The organism is Nonomuraea sp. NPDC003707 (assembly GCF_053587055.1).
Window position 1 is genome coordinate 1 of sequence record NZ_JBSFNK010000056.1, and the last position, 20613, is coordinate 20613.

15 protein-coding genes and 2 riboswitches are annotated in these 20613 nt (G+C 73.7%); of the genes, 11 read left to right on the plus strand and 4 right to left on the minus strand.

Annotation, left to right across the window (positions count from 1 at the left end; genetic code table 11):
- Positions 1-635, minus strand: a 635-nt coding sequence (locus tag ACWDRB_RS61560; RefSeq protein WP_449911104.1) for a M23 family metallopeptidase, incomplete at its 3' end; no start/stop codon positions are given.
- Positions 636-844: 209 nt separating this feature from the next.
- Here ACWDRB_RS61560 and ACWDRB_RS61565 point away from each other — a divergent pair.
- Complete coding sequence (locus ACWDRB_RS61565) at positions 845-3673, plus strand: BTAD domain-containing putative transcriptional regulator (RefSeq protein ID WP_449911106.1); 2829 nt, start codon at positions 845-847, stop codon at positions 3671-3673.
- On the opposite strand, the gene tenA is transcribed toward ACWDRB_RS61565, so the two are convergent.
- The 3 genes from tenA to ACWDRB_RS61580 form a co-directional block, all read right to left on the minus strand.
- On the minus strand, positions 3654-4361 hold the full coding sequence (tenA, locus tag ACWDRB_RS61570; RefSeq protein WP_350742943.1) for a thiaminase II: 708 nt from the start codon (positions 4359-4361) through the stop codon (positions 3654-3656). The two genes, ACWDRB_RS61565 and tenA, sit on opposite strands and share 20 nt — an antisense overlap.
- Positions 4353-4448: riboswitch (TPP riboswitch) on the minus strand. (Overlaps the previous gene by 9 nt.)
- Positions 4449-4480: 32 nt before the next feature.
- Entirely contained in the window at positions 4481-6592 is a 2112-nt protein-coding gene (locus ACWDRB_RS61575; RefSeq protein WP_449911108.1) for a hypothetical protein, read from the minus strand.
- Between the two features lie 129 nt (positions 6593-6721).
- Positions 6722-7921, minus strand: a complete 1200-nt coding sequence (locus ACWDRB_RS61580) for an MFS transporter (RefSeq protein WP_449911109.1) — start codon at positions 7919-7921, stop codon at positions 6722-6724.
- Between the two features lie 59 nt (positions 7922-7980).
- On the opposite strand from ACWDRB_RS61580, the gene ACWDRB_RS61585 reads away from it, so the two are divergent.
- From ACWDRB_RS61585 to ACWDRB_RS61630, 10 genes are all read left to right on the plus strand, one after another.
- A complete protein-coding gene (locus tag ACWDRB_RS61585) occupies positions 7981-8955 on the plus strand; it encodes a helix-turn-helix domain-containing protein (RefSeq protein WP_449911111.1) in 975 nt (324 codons plus the stop codon).
- 84 nt (positions 8956-9039) lie between these two features.
- Positions 9040-9160: riboswitch (SAM riboswitch) on the plus strand.
- A gap of 54 nt (positions 9161-9214) precedes the next feature.
- The gene (locus tag ACWDRB_RS61590) at positions 9215-10333 is read left to right on the plus strand and encodes an ABC transporter substrate-binding protein (protein WP_449911113.1); all 1119 of its coding nucleotides are present in this window, start codon (positions 9215-9217) and stop codon (positions 10331-10333) included.
- The gene (locus ACWDRB_RS61595) at positions 10312-11415 is read left to right on the plus strand and encodes an ABC transporter ATP-binding protein (RefSeq protein WP_449911115.1); all 1104 of its coding nucleotides are present in this window, start codon (positions 10312-10314) and stop codon (positions 11413-11415) included. Before ACWDRB_RS61590 ends, ACWDRB_RS61595 begins: the two co-directional genes overlap by 22 nt.
- Positions 11412-12269, plus strand: coding sequence for an ABC transporter permease (locus ACWDRB_RS61600; protein ID WP_449911117.1), 858 nt, complete (start codon positions 11412-11414; stop codon positions 12267-12269). The genes ACWDRB_RS61595 and ACWDRB_RS61600 overlap by 4 nt, the downstream gene beginning before the upstream one ends.
- Positions 12262-13062 carry an ABC transporter permease gene (locus ACWDRB_RS61605; RefSeq protein WP_449911119.1) on the plus strand — a complete coding sequence of 267 codons (801 nt, stop codon included), beginning with the start codon at positions 12262-12264 and terminating at the stop codon, positions 13060-13062. The genes ACWDRB_RS61600 and ACWDRB_RS61605 overlap by 8 nt, the downstream gene beginning before the upstream one ends.
- Positions 13059-15164: a hydantoinase/oxoprolinase family protein gene (locus ACWDRB_RS61610; RefSeq protein WP_449911121.1), complete on the plus strand. Its 2106-nt coding sequence runs from the start codon at positions 13059-13061 to the stop codon at positions 15162-15164. Before ACWDRB_RS61605 ends, ACWDRB_RS61610 begins: the two co-directional genes overlap by 4 nt.
- Positions 15165-15166: 2 nt before the next feature.
- A complete protein-coding gene (locus tag ACWDRB_RS61615) occupies positions 15167-17170 on the plus strand; it encodes a hydantoinase B/oxoprolinase family protein (protein WP_449911123.1) in 2004 nt (667 codons plus the stop codon).
- Positions 17167-18423 carry an amidohydrolase gene (locus tag ACWDRB_RS61620; RefSeq protein ID WP_350742953.1) on the plus strand — a complete coding sequence of 419 codons (1257 nt, stop codon included), beginning with the start codon at positions 17167-17169 and terminating at the stop codon, positions 18421-18423. Before ACWDRB_RS61615 ends, ACWDRB_RS61620 begins: the two co-directional genes overlap by 4 nt.
- Positions 18424-18630: 207 nt before the next feature.
- Positions 18631-19149 (plus strand): hypothetical protein, encoded by a 519-nt coding sequence (locus ACWDRB_RS61625; protein WP_449911125.1) that lies wholly within the window; start codon positions 18631-18633, stop codon positions 19147-19149.
- 4 nt (positions 19150-19153) lie between these two features.
- Complete coding sequence (locus ACWDRB_RS61630; RefSeq protein WP_449911127.1) at positions 19154-20575, plus strand: RICIN domain-containing protein; 1422 nt, start codon at positions 19154-19156, stop codon at positions 20573-20575.
- Positions 20576-20613 lie beyond the last annotated feature (38 nt).

Here is a 20613-nt window from a genome sequence, read left to right on the forward strand (position 1 = left end):
GTCACGCTGGCGTTCGGGTAGCCGAAGGTGGCGCCGTTGAAGACGGCCTTGCGGATGTTGCTCGGGTAGCTGGTGCCCTGGCGGACCTCGAAGTGCAGGTGCGGGCTGATGTTGTTGCCGGGCTTGCTGGTGTTGCCGACCGTGCCGATCTTCTGGCCCTGGGTGACCTGGGCGCCGGCGGAGACCGAACGCACGGTCAGGTGCGCGTAGTACGTCGTCCAGCCGCCACCGTGGTCGATCTTGACCAGGTTGCCGTAACCGTTGGTGGAACCCTGGTGAGCCGAGATGACCACGGTGCCGGCCGCGGCGGCGACCACCGTGTCACCACGGTCGGCGTCGGCGGTGCTGCCCCGGTTGAAGTCGATCTCGTACGACTTGTGCGCACTGCTCCCGCTGGAGTTACCCGTCCACGTCTGACCACAGGGGAACGGCAGCTGCATGGCCGGCGCCGCCAGCGTGGACACCGGCGGGACGTCCACCTGGTTGTCCGGGTTGCCCATCTCCCCCTCGTCCTCCTTCGACGAGGACGTCGGCGTCGGGGTCGGCGTCGGAGCGGCCCAGGCCGTCGCGATCGGGCCCGTCGTGAGGCTGAAGAGCAGGGCGAGCCCGGCCGTAAGCACCCCTCTGGTTCTCATGCGGATACCTTTCTGCGCGCAGCGAGGGGCGATGCCCGCCGGAGCCGCGAATCTTGTCCGTTAGATCTTCCGAAGCGCTCTTGCTGGGGATCAAGATTGCGAGTCCGGCATACAAAGAACATCCAAAATCGGTATAAAGGCCCTTCCAGCTTGAACGCTTCACCAACGGACGCCCTCGCACGGCGCCCAGCTCAGGAGAACGCGCGGTCATGGTGGTTGAACAGCCCGTATTCAGTGTTCTTGGGCCGTTGCAGGCCCGGGTCCCGGAAGGGCCCCTACGCATCGCGGGCAGGAAGCCCAGGCTCCTGCTCGCCTCGCTGTTGCTGGAGGCCAACGAGGTGGTCAGCTCGGAGGCGCTCGTCGAGGTGCTGTGGCCCCGGACGCAGCCGTCGTCGGCCGTGGCCAACCTGCGCACGTACGTGAGCACGCTGCGCTCGGCCGGCGTCCAGATCGAGGCCCGGCCCTCCGGTTACGTGATGCAGCTCGACACGGGGCGGCTGGACGCCCTGGAGTTCGAGGACCTGGTGGCCAGAGCGCGGGCGGCGGGGCGTACCGAGGAGGCGGCGGAGCACTTACGCCGGGCGCTGGCGTTGTGGCGCGGCACCCCGCTCGGCGACCTGCCCGCCAGCGCGCTGTGGGACGGGCGGCTGCGCGCGCTCACCCAGGCCCGGCTGGCCGCGGTCGAGGAGCTGGTGGCGCTGAAGCTGGCCCGCGGCGAGCACGCCGCCGCGATCGACGACCTGCGCGACCTGATCGGCGAGCACCCCTACCGCGAGGACCTGTGGCAGCAGCTGATCCTCGCCCTGCACCACAGCGGCCGGCGGGCCGAGGCCCTGAACGCCTACGCCACGATCAGGCGGCAGCTCGTGGACGAGCTGGGCATCGAGCCGGGGCAGGAATTACGCGACGTGCACGCGTCCGTGCTGGCGGGCGACACCCCGCCCGCGCCCGTCGCGGCGGCGCCCCACCAGCTCCCCGCGGACGTGCCGGACTTCACCGGCAGGGCGCAGGACGTCGCGGCCGTGACGCGTGCCCTGTCCCCCGAGGCCCACCGGCCGGACGGACCGCCCGCGATCGCCGTGGTGACCGGACCGCCGGGGGTGGGCAAGTCCGCGCTGGCCGTGCACTGCGCCCACGCGTTACGGGCGGGCTACCCCGCCGGCCAGCTCTACCTGTGCCTGGGCGGCACCGACGCCGAACCCGCCGACCCGCTCGCCCTCCTGGCCGAGGCGCTGCGCGCGCTGGGCGTCGCGGAGCCGGCCCTGCCGCCGACCGTGCGCGAGCGGGCCTCGCTCTACCGCTCCCTGCTGTCCGAGCGCCCGATGCTGGTCCTCCTCGACGACGCCGCCGACACCGCCCAGGTACGCGCCCTGCTCCCCGGCAGCGGCAGCGCGGTGCTCGTCACGAGCCGCCGGCGGATCGCCGAGCTGCCCGGCGCGCTCCAGCTCGAACTCGACGTGCTGCCGCCCGCGGAGGCCGAGCAGCTCCTGGGCCGGATCGTCGGCCCCGAACGGGTGGCCGAGGAGCGCGAGGCCGCCCGGGCGATCGTGCGCTCCTGCGGCCACTTACCGCTGGCCGTCCGCGTGGCCGGGGCCCGGCTGTCCGGACGGCCCGGCTGGTCGCTGGGCGTGCTGCGGCAGCGGCTGGAGGACGAGGCCGGCCGCCTCGACGAGTTACGCGCCGGCGACCTGGAGGTACGCGGCTCGTTCGAGCTCAGCTACCGGCGGCTGTCCGACGACGCCGCCCTGGCCTTCCGCGCGATCGGCCTGCTCGGCGAGCAGTCCGTACCCGGCTGGGTGGCCGACGCCGTGCTCGACCGGCCCCGGGCCGACGCCGTCGTGGACACCCTGGTGGACGCGAACCTCCTGCGGCTGGCCGGCACCGACCACGTCGGCCAGCCCCGCTACCGGCTCCACGACCTGATCCGCTGCGCCGCCAAGGAGAAGGCGGGCGGCGACACCGAGCGGCACGCGCTGGCCCGGGTGCTCGGCGGCTGGCTGACCGCCGCCGAGCACGCCTCCCTGCGGCTGCCCACCACTCTCTTCGGGCTGACGTCCGACCTCGCGCCCCGCTGGAGCCTGGAGCGGGAGACCCTCGGCCGCCTGACCGCCCAGCCGCTGTCGTGGTTCGACGCCGAGCGGGAGTCCCTGGTCGAGGCCGTACAGCTGGCCGCCGGCGCGGGCCTGGCCCAGTCCGCGTGGGGACTGGCCGCCACCCTGGTCCCGTACTTCGACCTGCACTGCCTCCTGGACGAGTGGCAGCTGACGCACCGCCTCGCCCTCGACAGCGCCCGCGCGGCCGGCGACCGCCTCGGGGAGGCCGCGATGCTGCGCGGCCTGGCCCAGGTCTGCCTCTACCAGGACCGGTACGCCGAGGCCGAGGACATGTTCAAGCGGGCCCGCGCCATCTTCCACGAGCTGGGCGACACGCGGAGCGAGGCCATCTCGATCTGCGGGCTGGCGGCGGTCAGCCAGTTCTCCAACCGGCATCTCAAGGCGCTCGCGTCCTTTCGGCAGGCGCTGGCCATGTTCCTGGCCATCGGCGACCGCAGCGGCGAGGCGTACGCGCGGCAGGCGATCGGGCGCGTCTACCTGTCGCTGCGGGACCTGCAGCAGGCGTCCCGGTGGCTGGGGGACGCGCTGCGGCTGGCCGAGGAGCTCGGCGACGCCCACCGCGAGGGCTGCGTGTCGATGCAGCTCGGCCGCATGTACGACCTGTTCGCCCAGTCGGACCGGGCCATGCGCTACCAGGGGCACGCGCTGGGCATCTTCGAGGCGCTCGGCGACCGCCACTGCGGCGCGTACGCGATGCGGAACCTGGGTGGGCTCCAGGTGGCCAGGGGCGACCGTTCGGACGGCTCCGACCAGTTGGAGCGCTCCCTGGTGATCTTCCAGCAACTGGGGGATCGCAGCGGGGAGGCGGACACGTACCAGACGCTCGGCGAGCTGTACCGTTCGTCCGGCCGCACCGCGCTGGCCACCCATTACCTCCATCAGGCCCGTGAGCTGCGCAGGGAGCTCAGCGAGTCGTTCGCGTGAGCTGCGGCCGGAGCCATTGTCCCGTGGGCCAGGTCTCCAGGCGCCAGGCGCTGTCCCAGAACATCCACTCGTACTCGGTGGCCCGGCAGAACGCCTCGTCCATCGCCCGGCGCGTCTCGGGGTCGGCGCTCTCGGCCAGCCGGTCGGTGATGGCCTTGGCCTGCTCCACCGAGGCGGCGAAGGCGGGGTCGGAGTAGGTGCCGATCCAGGTCCGGTACGGGTGGTCGGCCGCGCCCGCCGTACGTTCGAGCAGTGCCGCGCCGACGTCCTGGTAGACCCAGAAGCACGGCAGCACGGCGGCGGCGAGCACGGGCAACGGGGCGGCCAGGGCCGTGGCCTGGAGGTAGGAGGAGTAGGCCAGGCAGGTCGGCGAGGTGGCGACGGCCGCCGTCTCACCGGCCGTCAGCCCGAACTCCTCCAGGTAGCCGGTGTGCAGGGCCCGCTCGACGACCAGCGCCGTGTGCGCGCTCTGCGCGAAGAACGCGGCGTCGGCCGGGGAGCCGGCGCGGGCCGAGGCGGTCGCGAGGACCTTGGCGTAGGCCACCAGATAGCGCCCGTCCTGGACCAGGTAGAACGCGAATCGCTCCCGGTCGAGGGTGCCGTCGCCGAGCGCGGCGTTGAACGGGTGGTCGTGGATCGCCTCGAGCAGCGTGGCCGTGCGCGCCCAGATCTTCTCACAGAAGGTCACCGATGACGTCCCTTCGCTAGTGCGAACTAGATCAGGTTCGACGGGTGTGATCTCAGCCCGGCAGCCCGGGCACCCCGCGTCACGGCCAACGCTAGCAGAGAAGCTCCGGCCCGGTCGTGTCAGGCGGGGATCAGCTCGTGCAGCGTGCCCGGGGTGTAGACCCGCGCACCCTCCGGGAAGCCGGCCGGCGCCTCCAGCCCGATGTAGGTGGTGGGCCCGGCCGGCGTGCTCTTCGCGCGCAGCAGGTCGGCCAGGTAGCGGACGCGCAGGAAGTCGCGTTCGACGATGGAGCGCACCAGCAGGGAGGCGCTGACGCGGTTGCCCTCCACCTGGTTGAAGCCGGGGTGGCCCTTCAGGTAGAGGTGCAGCCACTTCACCAGCCAGCCGCCGTCGGCGCCGCGCAGGAACACGAGCGGCAGGGCGATCCGGCCGGAGCCGCGCAGGTCCGACTTCATGCGCACGGTACGCGGCTCGAACGGCCTGCCTTCCTGCGCGGCGTCCCTGGTCATGTAGCCGAAGAACGCCTCGGCGGCCTCGTCGAACGCTTCCCCGTCGTAGATGTTCACCTGCGGGATGATGATCGGCTGGGTCGCGGCGGCGAGCCGGATGTCGATGAACTCGGACGCGCCTTCGGGCGCCTCGGTGAGGTCGCCGGAGTACCGGGCGAAGTCGTTGGTGTAGTTCGTCCAGGAAATGTGCGTCGGGTCGTCGTAGGAGGCGTCGAGCATGAGCGCGGACAGGTCGTAGTCGGTGCGCTGCCGGGCCTCGCGCCAGTGGACGAAGAACCTGAGCAGTTCGCCGTCCACCGCCGACACCGAGCCCCGGGGCAGCATGCCGAGCCCGGGCACGACGGCCTTGCCGGACAGCGGCAGGGCGACGTCGAGCACGTCGGGATCGACGATCAGCTCGCCGGGGTCGGGGAGGCGGCGGGCGATCTCCTCGTCCAGGATGGCCAGCGCCCGCGCCAGGGCCTCCTCCTCCAGCGGCGAGCGGGAGTCGGGGGCCGCCCACGCCCTGCCCTGCCGGTTGACGAAGACGCGGCCCGCGACGGGGGCGAGCCGGTTCTGCAGATGCTCCCGCAGCGACAGCAGGACGCGGCCGGAGGCGCCCGAGGCAGCCCCTTCCGCGGCGTCCAGCACGGCCGACGTGGACAGGCCGGTCCGCAGCAGGTGGTCGAGGCGGCGCAGCAGCACGCCGGGGGCCTGCTCCAGCAGCTTCACCGCCTCGGCGGTGCGGCCCGCCGACAGGGCGGTCTCGACCCGGCCGTCCAGGCTCGGGGCCGGACGCGTGCCCCTGGCGGTTTCGAAGACGGCCCGGGCGCGCGGAAACTGCGGGTACTCGTGGGGGTGCAGCCGTTCGCCGAGCCGCTTCCACTCCTCCCGGTGGCGCGGCACGTCGCCGAGCCTGGCCGGGGAGGCGACCGCGTCCAGGGCTCCCAGCAGGGCGCGGCGCTCGGCCCGGCGGAACGAGCGGAACCTGGTGGGCTCGGCCAGCGTGACATCGCCGCCGGAGCAGCCGCAGGCGAGCCGGAGCACGTCGGTCACGGTGTCGACCAGCAGCGGCCGGCCCTCGGCCAGCCGGACCTCGTTGACGATCGCGCGGTTCTCACGCACGGGGATGCGCTCGGGCTCGTCGGCGCAGAACCCGGCCAGCAGGCGCAGCGCGGCCAGGTCCTCGGCGGCCAGGGGCACCTCGGAGCCCGCCAGCGAGAAGTAGAGCTCCCGCGCCTCCGACTCCAGGCTCCCGCCCAGCTCCAGCACGGTCACCCGGTCCCCGGCCAGCGGGATCAGCTCGGCGTGCGCGGCCAGGTCGGCGTAGGTGTGCTGGTAACGGCCGTAGCCGGGCAGGGAGAGCAGGTTGAGGGTCGAGGTCTCGACACGGGCGGCGGCGACCGGGTCGAGCAGGGCCTCGCGTAGCAGCCCGGCCCAGAACTCCAGGGTGTCGGGCACGTTCCTGGGGAAGTCGAGGAAGTACGCGTTGTGCCGGACGTGGTCACCCACGAGCGTGCGGACGGCGGCCAGAATGCGGACGCCGAGGTCGACCACGGTCTCGCCGCGCAGCCCGGACAGCCGCTCGAGCAGCGCGGCCGAGCACGTGAAGCCGACGCTGAGCAGCACCGCGTCGAGCTGGCGGGCCGCGGTCTCCCCCCAGCCGGACCCGGATCCGGCGGGCGCGGCGCCGATGGGCACGCGCAGCCGCCGGGCAATGACGAGGCTTTCCAGAGTGTCCACGAACGGCACCATATAGCCGGGACGCGCCCGATCGCGGGGGGTTTTCCGCGCCCGTGCCAAGGGTGCGGCCGGTCAGCGGCGGGGCTGCGCGAGCTCGGCAGCCAGGCCCGCCGCGCGCTCAACGGCCGGTCAGAGGTGGGGGGCCGCTTCGCGCGTACCGCCCGGGCGCAGCACGCCCGCCAGCGCCAGCGCGACCAGGACCCCGGCACCGCCCGCCACCGCGATCGCGGGCCCGGGGGCGATCACCTCTCCGAGCGCCCCGACCAGCGCCGCCCCGGCCGCCTGCCCCGTCATCAGCCCGGACGACTGCAGCCCGAACGCCTGCCCCCGCACCTCCTCGGGCACCGACTCCACGAACCGCCGCTGCAACCCCAGCTGGTACGACAGCCCCGCGGTCGCCACCGCGGCCAGCACGGCGGCCCACGCCATCCCCGGCCCGAGCGCGAACCCCACCCACGGCACGCCGAGCAGCACCGCCAGCGGAAACGACAGCCGCTCGCGCAGCCCCGGCGCGGCGAACCTGCCCACCGCGAACTCCCCCACCGCCATCCCGCCGGCCGCCGCCGCGAGCACCACCCCGGCCTGCCCCTGCCCGCCCAGATAGGGCACGACCATGGCCTCGGCCCCGGCCAGGAACACGCACGGCAGCCACCCCGCCAGCAGCAGCCCGCGCACCCGCCCGTCGGCCAGCAGCCGCCGGTTGACCCGCAGCGTCTGGCGCACCGCGCCCGCCCGCGCCGTGCCCCGGGCGGGCCGGTACGGCAGTCCGGCCCGCAGCACCACGGCGGCCACCGCGGCCAGGCCCGCGGTCGTGGCCAGCGCCCCCGAGGGCCCGGCGACGGCCAGGAACGCGCCCCCGGCCGCCAGCCCCGCGATCTGCGCGCTCGCGGAGGCCACGTTCAGGACCGACCGCCCGAGCACGAACGCGTCGCCGGGCAGCACGTCGGGCAGCATCGCCGCCCGCGCGGCGAAGAAGACCGGCGTGAACAGCCCAGTGACCAGCACCAGCGCCAGCATCGCCCAGACCGGCAGCCCCGCGAAGGCCAGCAGCAGGCACGTCACCGCCCTGACCACCTCGCCGGTCACCATCAGCGCCCGCGGCGGCAACCGGTCGGCCAGCGAGAGCAGCAACAGCCCGCCCACGATGAACGGCAGCCAGCCGGCCATGTACGCGGCGGCCGACAGGCCGGCCGAGCCGGTCCGCTCATAGACCAGCACGGACAAAGCCAGCATCTTGATCGAGTCCCCGCCGACCAGCAGCGCGAAGCTGCCGAACAGGACCCGGAACTCCTTGACGGCGAACACGTCGCCGAACGTCGCCCCATTCACGTCCACGATGGTGCGGACCGGACCGGCGAGCTGGCGACTCTTTCGGATATAACCGAAAGGTGCCCGTAAGAATCGAGGTCACCCCGCAGGACCTGGTGGCCACCAGGTTCGCGATCTCCCCGCTGATCGAGACCATGCACGCGCAGTGGGTGCTGGCGGGCCGGCTGGAGGCGGGCGTGCACGGCCGGTGGGCCGCTCGGTGGCGGGGCACGTACCGGGAGCTCGAACGTGCCCACCCCGTGCTGCGGGCCGCGGACGCGATCAGCGGCAACCGGCGCGGCACGAACGTCGCCTTCATCGCCCCGCCGCCGACGGCCGTGGACGTGCCGTTCGAGGCTGAGCTGGCCGCCATGCGCAGGACGCCGCTGGAGCAGGCGCACGCGGAGATCGCCCGGGCGCTCGCCGGGCGGCCGGCGGCGGGCGGGGTCAGGGAGCTGCTGGCGGGACCGCGGGTGGTGGAGCGGTTCGCCGACGCGTACGAGGCGCTCTGGACGGAGATCGTCTCCCACGACTGGCCGCGCTTCCGCGCGATCCTGCAGCGCGACGTCGCCCATCGGGCGGGACGGCTGGCGGCCTACGGCTGGGCGGCGGCGCTGGAGGACCTCAGCCCGCAGGTCCACTGGCGGCCCCGGGGGCAGATCGAGGTCGAGCTGACCAGCCTCCACGGGCTGCGCAGGCTCGGCGGCAAGGGGCTGCTCTTCCTGCCGTCGGCGTTCACGACCGCCGTCGGCGCCTATCTGGAGGACGCCTGGCCGTACGCGATGATCTATCCCGCGAGGGGCGCCGCGGCCGTGCCCGCCGCGGCCGACGCCGACCTGTCGGCCCTGATCGGCCGCAGTCGCGCCCGCATCCTCGCCGAGCTGGCCGAGCCCGCCACCACCACCCAGCTCGCGGCCCTGCTCGGGCAGAGCCTGGGCACCACCGGCGGCCATCTGGCGGCGCTGCGCAGGACGGGCCTGATCGCGGGCACCCGCGTCGGCCGCGGCGTCCTGTACGCGCGCACGCCCCTCGGCGACGCCCTGGTCAACGGCTGAGCACACCCTCGCACAAAAGAGACAAAAGCCACTAAGCATCACCTCGTGCCATATCCAGGTAAATCCTACTGATATAGTCGCTTATGTCACGAGTCCAGTGCGAAGCCCCGGCTTGCTGGACGGCAACCCTCCCACCGCGGCGGGGTGCCCCGGGTGATGACACGGTCGTCGAGCCGAATGGTGCTCCTGGCGGCAAGCGCGGATGTCGAGTCGTGCTGCCCTGCGCCCTTGGCCGGCTGCTCGAAAAGGAAAGGGAAAGATGAAGGGCGGATTCACTCGCCTCGCGGGACTGGGCATGGTGGTCGCGCTGGCGGTCACGGCCTGCGGCGGCGTCGACACGGGCGGCTCTACGGGTGGCTCCACTGGCGGCTCCACGGGCACCGGCGGCGCGGCGAAGCAGGAGCTCACGGTGACCGCGTTCGCGGGCGCGTGGGGAGAGCTGTTCAAGAAGTCGTTCGTGGAGCCGTTCGAACGCGACACCGGCGCCAAGGTGAACCTCGTCTACGGCGCGAACGCCGAATGGCTCACCAAGCTGCGCGCGGCCGGCGGCAAGAACCCGCCGTTCGACGTCATCGCGTTCACCCCGGACGCGTCGCTGCCCGCGGCCTCCGCCGGGCTGCTCCAGCCGCTGGCCACCGACGGGCTGGCGCACTTCAAGGAGCTGGACCCGGTGCTCGCCGGCAAGTCCGCGTACGACGGCAAGCAGTACGGCGTGCCGCTGACCACCGGCTCCACCGGCCTCCTCTACCGCACCGACAAGATCAAGACGCCGCCCGCGGACTGGGCGGGCATCTTCGACAAGCAGTACTGCGGCCACATCGCCCTCCCGCCGCTCACCTACAACCCCGGCCTGGAGTTCTTCTCCGCCCTGGTCACCTCCCAGGGCGGCACGCTGTCCGACCCGGCCGCCGTGGACAAGGCGTTCGACAAGCTCGCGACGCTGAAGGGCTGCGTGTCCTCCTTCCCCGCCAACGCGGGCAACGCCGCCACCGTCATCGAGAACGGCGACGCCTGGATCATGCCCTTCTGGGACGGCCGCGCCTTCGCCATGGCCCAGGCCGGCTCCCCGATCGGCTTCACCTACCCCAAGTCCGGCCCTGTCGGCGCGCTGACCTCGTACTTCATCGCCGCGGGGACGCAGAAGAGCGACCTGGCGAACAAGTTCCTCGACCACCTGACGGCCGCGCAGAACCAGAAGCCGTTCGCCGAGGGCACCTGGTACGCCGCGGGCAACGACTCGATCTCCTACAGCGAGCCGTTCGAGCAGAAGGTGAAGCACGGTCCCGACGTCTTCAAGAAGTTCATCTGGGTGGACTACGCGGTCGCCACCCCGAAGCTGAACGAATGGCAGCAGCGGTGGAACCAGATCTTCGGCTGACCCCGGAAGAAGGCGGCGGGCACGTCGAGATCGAGGGGCTCGCCGCCGGGTACGACGGCGCGCGCGTGCTCGACCTGGACCGGCTGTCGATCCGCAAGGGCGAGTTCCTGTCGATCCTCGGGCCCAGCGGCTGCGGCAAGACGACGCTGCTCAACTGCGTCGCCGGGTTCGTCCAGCCCACGGCCGGGCGGATCGTGATCGACGGCTCCGACGTGACCCGGCGGCCCCCGTACCGGCGGGGTCTGGGCATGGTGTTCCAGAACTACGCGCTCTTCCCGCACCTGACCGTGGCCGCCAACGTGGCGTACGGGCTGCGCGTGCGCCGGCTCGACCGGCGGGAGCGGGACGAGCGGGTGCGGGAGGCGCTGAGCCTGGTCGGCCTGGAGGGGTACGCCGGGCGGCGGCCCCGCCAGTTGTCCGGCGGGCAGCAGCAGCGGGTCGCCCTCGCCCGCGCCCTGGCCATCCGGCCCGCCGTGCTGCTGCTGGACGAGCCGCTGTCCAACCTGGACGCCAAGCTGCGCAGGGAGATGCGGGTGGAGCTGCGCGCCATCCAGCGGCGCATCGGCACCACCATGGTCTTCGTCACGCACGACCAGGAGGAGGCGCTCGCGCTGTCCGACCGGGTGGCCGTCATGAACGGCGGCCGGGTCGAGCAGCTCGGCACCCCCGACGAGGTCTACCGGCGGCCGGCGACCCGGTTCGTCGCGCAGTTCATCGGCGCGGCCAACGTCCTGGAGGGCACGGTGACCGGCTCGGGCGCGCTCGACTCCGGCGGGATCGTCGTCGAGTGCGGCCTCCTGTCGCTGCGGCCGGGCGGGCGCGCCGTCGTCGCCGTCCGCCCCGAACGCATCCGCCTGGCCACACCGGGCCCGGGGGCCAGCGGGGTGCCCGGGACGGTGGGGTATCGGGCCTTCGCCGGGGACGCCTGGCACGTGGAGGTGCGGCTGGCCGACGGGCGCACCCTGAGCGTGCAGGTCGCCGACACCGGCGCGGGCGCCGAGGACCCGCCCGGCGCGGGCACGTCCGTGCTCGCGCACTGGGATCCGGCCGACGTCATCCTCCTGGAAACGGAGGCGCCATGACACGCCGCTGGGCGGGCCTGCCGTACGTTCTGCCGCTCGTGGCGTTCCTGGCCGCCCTGTTCCTGGTCCCCCTCGTGGGGCTGCTGCGGCTCAGCTTCAGCCCTGTCGGCGCCTTCAACGCGGCGCTGCCCGGATTCACCTTCGGGCAGTACGCCCGGGTGTTCACCGAGCCGTACTTCTACGGATCCCTGCTCCGGACCCTGGCCACCGCGCTCCTGGTGGCGGTGCTGTGCGTGGCGCTGGCGTACCCGGCCGCGTACTTCCTGGCCCGCCGGCGGCCCGGCGTCGTGCGGACCCTGCTGTTCGTCATCGTGATCTCGCCGCTGCTGACCAGCGTGGTCGTACGCACCTACGGATGGGTCGTGCTGCTGTCCGGCAACGGGCTCGTCAACCGGACGCTCGTCGCCTCCGGGCTGCGTGACCAGCCCGCCCAGCTGCTCACCAGCTACCCGGCCGTCGTGGTCGCGGTGACGCACGTGCTGCTGCCGTTCGCGATCATCCCGCTCACGACGGCGCTCGGCGGGCTGGACCGCAACCTGCACCGGGCCTCGCAGACGCTCGGAGCCGGGCCGGTCAGGACGTTCCTGCGGGTCACGGTCCCGCTCAGCCTGCCCGGCGCGGTCACCGGCGCCCTCATCGTCTTCGCGCTGGCCATGGGCATCTACATCACGCCGCTGCTGGTCGGCGGGGTGACCCAGCCGCTGACCGGCATCCGGGTCTACGACCAGGTGACGACGGTGTTCGACTACCCGGTGGCGGCGGCGCTGAGCTTCGCGCTGCTCGCGCTGACCGTCGTGTCCACGGGGCTGCTGGCGGGCGTGTTCCGGATCTGGGAGAGGCGCCTTCATGGGTGAGCGGGGCTACGACAGGATCGTGCGGCTGGTGGCCGCGGCCCTGTCGGCGCTGGTGTTCCTGTTCCTGATCGCGCCGCTGGTCGTGCTGGTGACGAGCTCGTTCAACCGGGCGGGCTCGATGGCGTTCCCGCCGTCGGGGCTGTCGCTGCGCTGGTACGCCGAGGTGCTCGGCTCGCCCGACTGGCAGGTCTCGTTCCGCCTGAGCGGCCTGCTGGTGCTCCTGGTGGTGCCGACGACCGTGGTCATCGGGACGCTGGCGGCGTACGGGCTGACGCAGGGGTCGTTCCCCGGCCGGAGACTGCTGCAGGGGTTCGCGCTGTCGCCGCTGATGGTCCCGGAGATCATCGTCGCGCTCGGCCTGCTCTACTACTTCCACGGCGTCGGCCTCGTCAACTCGGTGACCGGGCTGTGGCTGGCGCACTCGCTGGTGGCGCTGCCGTTCGTGGTGCGGGCGGTCATGGTGAGCGCCGCGCAGCTCGACCCGGCGCTGGAGCGGGCCGCCCTGAGCCTGGGCGCCGGGCGGGTCCGGGTGTTCCTGACCGTGACGCTGCCGCTGCTGCGGCCCGGCATCCTCGCGGGCGCGATCCTCGCCGCGGTCACCTCGCTCGGCGAGGTCGCCGTCACGGCCCTGGTGGCGGGCGCGAACACCACGACGGTGCCGCTGCGCATCTTCTCCGCCGTGCAGTACCAGCTCGACCCGTCGATGGCCGCGGTGTCCACGCTGCTCATGGCGGCGAGCGTGGTGGTGATGGTGGTCGCGGACCGATTCGCTCGCATTTCGGAGGCCCTATGACAAGCACGGATACGGCGACCGCGACCGGCGCGCGGATCGGCATCGACGTCGGGGGGACGTTCACCGACCTCGTGGCCTCCGTGCCGGACCGCGGCCTCGTGGTGCACCACAAGGAGCCGAGCACGCCCGCCGACCCGTCCCTGGCGGTCGCGGACGGGCTGGCGGCCCTCCTCGCCCGCGCGGACCTGCGGCCGGACGAGGTCACGGGCCTCGTCCACGGCACCACGATCGGCCTGAACGCCGTCATCCAGCGGCGCGGCGCGCGCATCGCCCTGGTCGTGACCGAGGGCTACCGCGACATCCTGGAGATCGGCCGCAGCCGCATGCCGTCCTCCTTCGACCTGTACGCGGGCAAGGAGGAGCCCCTCGTCCCCCGCAACCTCATCGTCGAGGTCTCCGCCCGGCTGGGCCCGCGTGGCGAACCCGTGGCCGAGCCGGACGCCGCCGAGCTGGACCGCGTCGCCGCGCGGCTGCGGGCCACCGGGGCCGACGCGGCGGCGGTCGTGATCCTGCACGGTTACACCGACCCGGACTTCGAGGAGGGCGTCGCGGCGGGCCTGCGCGAGCGGCTGCCCGCGTTGCCGGTGACGGCCTCGGCGACCGTGTGGCCCGAGGTACGCGAGTACGAGCGTGCCCTGGTGGCCTGCATGAACGCCTACATCCAGCCGCTCATGCGCGACTACTTCGCCCGCCTGGAGAGCCGGGTGCGCGGGCTCGGGGTGTCGGCGCCGATCTTCATCAGCGCGTCCAACGGCGGCTCGATGAGCCTGCGCTCGGCCGCCGAGCGGCCCGTCGAGACCGTGCTGTCGGGCCCGGCCGCCGGGGTGGCGGCGGCCGCCCGGCTGGGGGCGGGGGCCATCGTCACGTTCGACATGGGCGGGACCAGCAGCGACATCGCCGTGTCCGTGGACGGGTCGCCCGAGCTGGCCACCCACACCACGGTGGGCGGGCTGCCCCTGATCGTGCCGGTCGTGGCCGTGCACGCGATCGGGGCCGGGGGCGGGTCGGTCATCTGGGTGGACGGGCCGGGCGTGCTCAAGGTCGGGCCGGGCAGCGCGGGCGCCGACCCCGGACCGGCGGCGTACGGCCGGGGCGGCGACCGGCCGACGGTGACGGACTGCTACCTGGCGACCGGGCTGATCGACCCGCGCACATTCCTCGGCGGCCGGATGCCCCTCGACGCCGGCGCCTCGCTCAAGGCCCTGTCGGGCATCGCCGCCCACCTCGCCTCCGGAGGCGAGCGCGTCGTTGACGACCTGGCCGCGTACCGGGTGGCGGCGTCGGCGTTGCGGGTGGCGACGGCGGGGATGGCGACCGAGCTGCAGAAGATCATGGCGCAGCGCGGGCTCGACCCGCGGCGGTTCGCGCTCGTGCCGTTCGGCGGCGCGGGCCCGACGCACGCCGCCATGCTCGCCGAGGAGGTCGGGATCGCGCACATCGTGGTCCCGCCGACCGCCGCCACGTTCTGCGCGCTGGGCGCGGCGGGCGCCGACCTGCGCCGCGACTTCGCCCGCAGCCTGCGCCGCCCCCTGGACGCCGCGAGCGCCATCCGCCTGGCGGAAGTGCTCACCGAGCTGTCCGCCCAGGCCCGGGAGTGGCTGGCCGAGCAGAACGGCGAGGCCCGGCTGCGGGGGCGGCTGTCGTTCGCGGCCGACCTGCGCTACTCCGGCCAGGCGTACGAGCTCCGCGTCGCCCTCGACCCGGACCGCCTGGACGCCGAGGCGGTCTCCGAGGCGTTCCACGCCGAGCACGAGCGCCTGTACGGCTTCCGCGACCAGAGCGCGACCATCGAGCTCGGCACCGCCAGGCTCGGCGTGGTCGGTCCGGCGGCCGAGCTGCCGCCCGCCGCCGTCCCCCCGGGCACGGGCGCGCCCCGCCCCACGGCCAGCAGGCGGGTCCTGCTGGCCGGCGCCTGGCACGACGCCCGCGTCCACCTGCGCGACTCCCTCGGCGTGGGGGACGCGTTCGACGGCCCGGCGATCGTCGAGCAGGACGACACCACCGTCGTCGTGCCGCCCGGCTGGTCGGCGGACGTGGACGAGGCCGGCAACCTGCACCTGCGCCGGACGGACGGCGCCCACAACCCCCGTCGGAAGGCCTGAACGTGCGGCTCGACCCCGTCACCATGGAGATCGTCGGCAACCGGCTCAGCGCCATGACCGAGGAGATGTGCCTCACCCTGCAGCGCACCAGCCGCTCCCTGTACGTCAAGGAGACCGCCGACTTCTGCTGCGCCTTCGCGGGCCTGGACGGCGGCTTCGTCGCCTACCCGCGCGGCATCGGCGTCTCCGGCTTCGTCGGCCTGAACGTGCTGACCGCCGTCGAGGCCGCCGGCCCGCTGCAGCCCGGCGATGTGATCATCACCAACGACCCGTACCGCTCCGGCGGCCTGGCCACCCACCTGACGGACATCCAGCTCATCGAGCCGTATTTCCACGAGGGCGAGCTGGTCGGCTACGGCTGGGCGTTCATCCACTGCTCCGACATCGGCGGCCGGGTGCCGAGCAGCCTGTCGCCGGTCAACGACGAGATCTTCCAGGAGGGCCTGCAGATCCCGCCGGTCAAGCTGGTGCGCGCCGGGGAGCCGAGCCGCGACGTGGAGGCGCTGATCTCGGCCAACAGCCGCACCCCCGAGGCGAACCTGGGCGACATCAGGGCCATGCGCGCGGCGCTGCGCACCGGCCGGGAGCGGCTGGCCGGCGTCGTCGCCCAGCACGGCCCGGCCACCGTGCTCGACGCGCAGCGCGACCTGGTCGAGTACACCGCGGGCAAGGCACGCGCCGCCCTGGCCGCGCTCGGCGACGGCACCCACCGCTTCGTGGACTACCTCGACGACGACGCCGTCTCCAGCCTGCCGGTCCGCCTGTCGGTCGCCGCGACGCTGCGCGCGGGCGACCTGCACCTCGACTTCACCGGTACGGATCCGCAGGTCGCCGCGGCGTTCAACATCGCGACCCTGGGCCGGCCGCACGCCTGGATCACCACCAGGGTGCTCGCGCTCATCTGCACCCTCGACCCCGGCATCGCACTCAACGCTGGGCTCATCGCGCCGATCACCGTCACCACGCCCGAGGGCTCGCTGGTCAACCCCGTGCACCCGGCCGCCGTGGGCGTGCGGCACGCCTCGGCCAACCGCGTCAACGACGCCGTCGGCGGCGCGCTCGGGCTGGCGGCCCCGCACGTGCTGCCGGCCGCCTCCAGCGGGCTGGTGGTGCCGGTGGTCGTCGCCGAGCAGCGCGCCGCCGGCCAGAACGTGCAGGTCCTGGAGCCGATGGTGGGCGGTACGGGGGCCCGCGACGGCGCCGACGGAGTGGACGGCCGCGACAGCGGCATCTCCAACCTGTCCAACAACCCGGTCGAGACCGTCGAGACGGAGATCGGGGTCGAGATCCTCAGGTACGGGCTGCGGACCGACTCGGGAGGCGCCGGGCGCTGGCGCGGCGGGTGCGGGCTGGAGCTGACGTTCCGGGTGCGCGGGGAGGGCTCGAAGCTGCTGGCCCGGGGACTGGAGCGGATGTGCTTCCGCCCGTGGGGCGTGCGCGGCGGCGGCCCGGGCGCGGCCACCGAGCTGATCGTCAATCCCGGCACGGCCCGGGAGCGCAGGCACTTCAAGATCGACGTGCTGCCGCTGGAGCCCGGTGACGTCGTCACGCTGCTGACCTCGGGCGCGGGCGGCTACGGCGACCCGTACACCAGGGATCCGGAGGCGGTGCTGCGGGACGTGGAGCGGGGCGTGGTCTCCCAGGAGGCGGCGGCGCGCGCGTACGGCGTGCTGCTGGCGGAGGCGGACGGCGGCCTGGCCGTGGACGGCCCCGCCACGGCGGACGCCCGCCACGAGCACCACCCGGACCGGGACGCCCACGACGGCGGGGCGGAGCGGCGGGCGTGGGAGTCGGTGTTCGACACCGCCGCCGTCGACCGCCTGGTGGCCGCCCTGTTCCGGCTCCCCCGCCCGGCCCGCACCCCGCGCAGGACGGCCCTCTACACCGCGGTCCTGGCCGGGCTGCCGGCCGGCTTCCCCAGGACAGCCCCCACCCCCGAGCAGCGCGACGCGGCCCGCCGTACCCTCGTCCAAGAGATCACCGAACTGGAACGGATGTCGGCATGAGCGATCAGGACGCCATCGACGCGATCATGGCCGGGCTCGCGGGCCCGGCGCTCGGCGAGCTCGCCGAGCTGTATCAGGACCTGCACCGGCACCCCGAGCCCGCGTTCGAGGAGGAGCGCACGGCGGGCATCGCCGCCGGGCGGCTGCGGGCGGCCGGGTTCGAGGTCGTCACGGGCCTCGGCGGCACGGGCGTGGCGGGCGTGCTGCGCAACGGCGAGGGCCCCACGGTGGCATTACGGGCCGACATGGACGCGCTGCCGGTGCTGGAGGCCACGGGCCTGCCGTACGCGAGCACCGCCACCACGCCCGACGGGGTGCCGCTCATGCACGCCTGCGGCCACGACATGCACGTGACGTGCCTGAGCGGCGCGGCGCAGCTGCTGGCGGCCGGCCGGGACCGGTGGCGGGGCACGCTCGTGGCGCTGTTCCAGCCGGCGGAGGAGATCGCGGCCGGAGCGCGGGCCATGCTGGACGACGGGCTGTTCGACCGGATCGGCACGCCCGACGTCGTGCTCGGCCAGCACGTCTTCCCCAACCCGGCCGGGACGCTGCTCATCAGCCCCGGCGAGATCCTGGCCGCCGCCGACAGCATGGAGATCCGGCTGTACGGCCGGGGCGGGCACGGCTCGCAGCCGGAGCGGACCGTCGACCCGGTCGTCCTGGCCGCCTCGACCGTCATGCGCCTGCAGACGGTCGTCTCGCGCGAGGTCTCCCCGTTCGAGCGGGCGGTGCTGACGGTGGCCCAGATCCACGCGGGCCACAAGGAGAACATCATCCCCGACGAGGCGTCCATCACGATCAACCTGCGCTCGTTCTCCCCCGAGGTGCGCCGCACCTTGCTGGCGGCCGTGGAGCGCGTGGTCAACGCCGAGGCGGCCGCCTCCGGCGCGCCCCGCCCGCCGGAGATCCGCACGCTCAACGCCTTCCCGCTGACCGTCAACGACGGCGACGCCACGGCCCGGGTGCGCGAGGCGTTCGCCGGCCGGTTCGGCTCCGAGCGGGTGCCGGCCATGGCGCCGCTGATGGGCAGCGAGGACTTCGGCCTGTTCGGCGCCGAGGCGGGCGCGCCGTCGGTCTTCTGGGGCCTCGGCGGCGCCGACCCCGGCCTGTACGCCCGCGCCGAGCGGGAGGGCCGGCTGCGCGAGGACGTTCCGAGCAACCACTCGCCCTTCTTCGCGCCCCAGATCCTCCCCACGCTGCCCACGGGTGTCGAGGCCCTGGTCACCGCCGCCCTGGCCTGGCTCCCGGCGTAACGGACCGAGCCCCGGCACGCCGCCGTGCCGGGGCTTCTCACGCGCTGAAAGTTTCACGTGCTGAGCTGGGCGGACGCCGCCGGGCGAGCGCCTGGCTGGTGCCCGCGTCCGGCCCGATCTACGGTGGCGGTGCCTATCCGGCGCCGGCCGTCCGACGGGTGCCGGAGTGGCGCTCCTGGCGCGACCCCCACGCGAAAGGGACCCCCGATGGCACCTCGGCACCTCCTCCCGGCGCTGGCGCTCGCCGCCGCGGTCACCCTGGCCTCCTCTCCGGCGCACGCGGACACGTTCCGCACCGCGAGCTCGTCCGGCTGGGGACCCAGCTGGTCGGCCGGTCAGGCGAACGCCGAGGCCAACGCCCGCGCGGAGCTGAACCGGCAGGCCGCCCAGGCGGGCGAGGTCTGCCCGAGCGTGTCGGTCGCCTCCACCCACGTCTACACCGCGCCCGACGGCTCGGCCTACGTCTTCAACGCGACCGCGTCGGGCACCTGCGTCCCGCAGCCTCCCGGACCGTCGTACCCGGTGGCGCGCTCGGAGACCCGCCAGGGCAGCGGCGCCACCTCCGGCGCCGCCGTCCAGAACGGCGCCCAGGCCGCCCGGGCGGCGGTGCTCGCGGCCGGCGTCAACTGCGTGAACTGGACGACCACGTCGGCGCTCGTGTGGGCCGCACCCGGCAGCGTCTGGTACATCTACGACGTCACCGTCTCCGCGAACTGCACCGACTGACGCCATGTCCCGTCTCCTGACCCTGCTGGCCGGGCTCTGCCTGGCGCTCACGCTGACACCCGTCGCCCCGGCGACGGCCGCGCCCGTGACCGTGCCGGTCGGCGCGCAGTTCTCCGACACCTCGGGCAACCTGCTGCACGCCCACGGCGGCGGAGTGATCAAGGTCGGCTCGTACTACTACTGGTTCGGGGAGAACCGCAACGCCGACGGCACCTTCCGCTACGTCTCGGCCTACCGCTCGGCCGACCTGCGCACCTGGGAGTTCCGCAACCACGTGCTCACCCAGTCCAGCTCCGCCGAGCTGCAGGTCGCCAACATCGAGCGGCCCAAGGTCGTCTACAACGCCGCCACCGGCCGGTTCGTCATGTGGATGCACAAGGAGAACGGCCGCGACTACGGCGAGGCGCGGGCCGCCGTGGCCGTCTCGAACACGGTGGACGGCGCCTACACCTACCTGCGCAGCTTCCGGCCGCTCGGCCACATGTCGCGCGACATCACCACGTTCGTCGACACCGACGGCACCGGGTACATGATCTCGGCCGCCAACGAGAACTACGACCTGCACGTCTACCGGCTCAGCGCCGACTACACCGACGTGGCCGTGCTGGCGCGCATGTGGGCCGGCGACCACCGGGAGGCGCCGGCGATGTTCAAGCGCGACGGCGTGTACTTCATGCTGACCTCGGCCGCGACCGGCTGGCAGCCCAACCAGGCCCAGTACGCCACCGCCACCAGCATCACCGGCACGTGGAGCTCGTGGCAGAACACCGGCGACTCGCTCACGTTCGGCTCCCAGCCGGCCTACGTGCTGCCGGTGCAGGGCACGTCCGGCACGTCGTACCTGTACCTGGGCGACCGGTGGGCCGGCGCGTGGGGCGGGCCCGTCAACGACTCCCGGTACGTGTGGCTGCCGGTGCAGTTCCCGAGCAGCACGTCCATGAGCCTGACCTACGCGCGCCAGCTCACCGTCGACACGGCCGCCGGCACGATCGCCACGACGGGCACCGGCTACGACCGGCTGGCGGTGCGCCACTCCGGCAAGTGCGCCGACGTGCGCGGCGGCTCCACCGCCAACGCGGCCGCGGTCATCCAGTACGCCTGCGGCGGCGGCACGAACCAGCAGTGGCGCATCCAGTCGATCAGCGGCGGCTACGTGCAGGTCGTGGCCCGCAACTCCGGCAAGTGCCTGGACGTCAACGGCGCCTCCACCGCCGACGGGGCGGCGCTCCAGCAGTACACGTGCGGCACCGGCGCCAACCAGCAGTGGACGCTGCAGGACGCGGGCGGCGGCTTCCTGCGCCTGGTGGCCAGGCACTCGGGCAAGTGCGCCGACCTGCCCAGCTCCTCGCAGGCCGACGACGTGCAGTTCAAGCAGTATCCCTGCAACGGCGGCCAGAACCAGCAGTTCACCCGCACCTCCCTGTGAGCAGCGCCGGCGCACGAAAGCACCAAGCCACAGAAGAG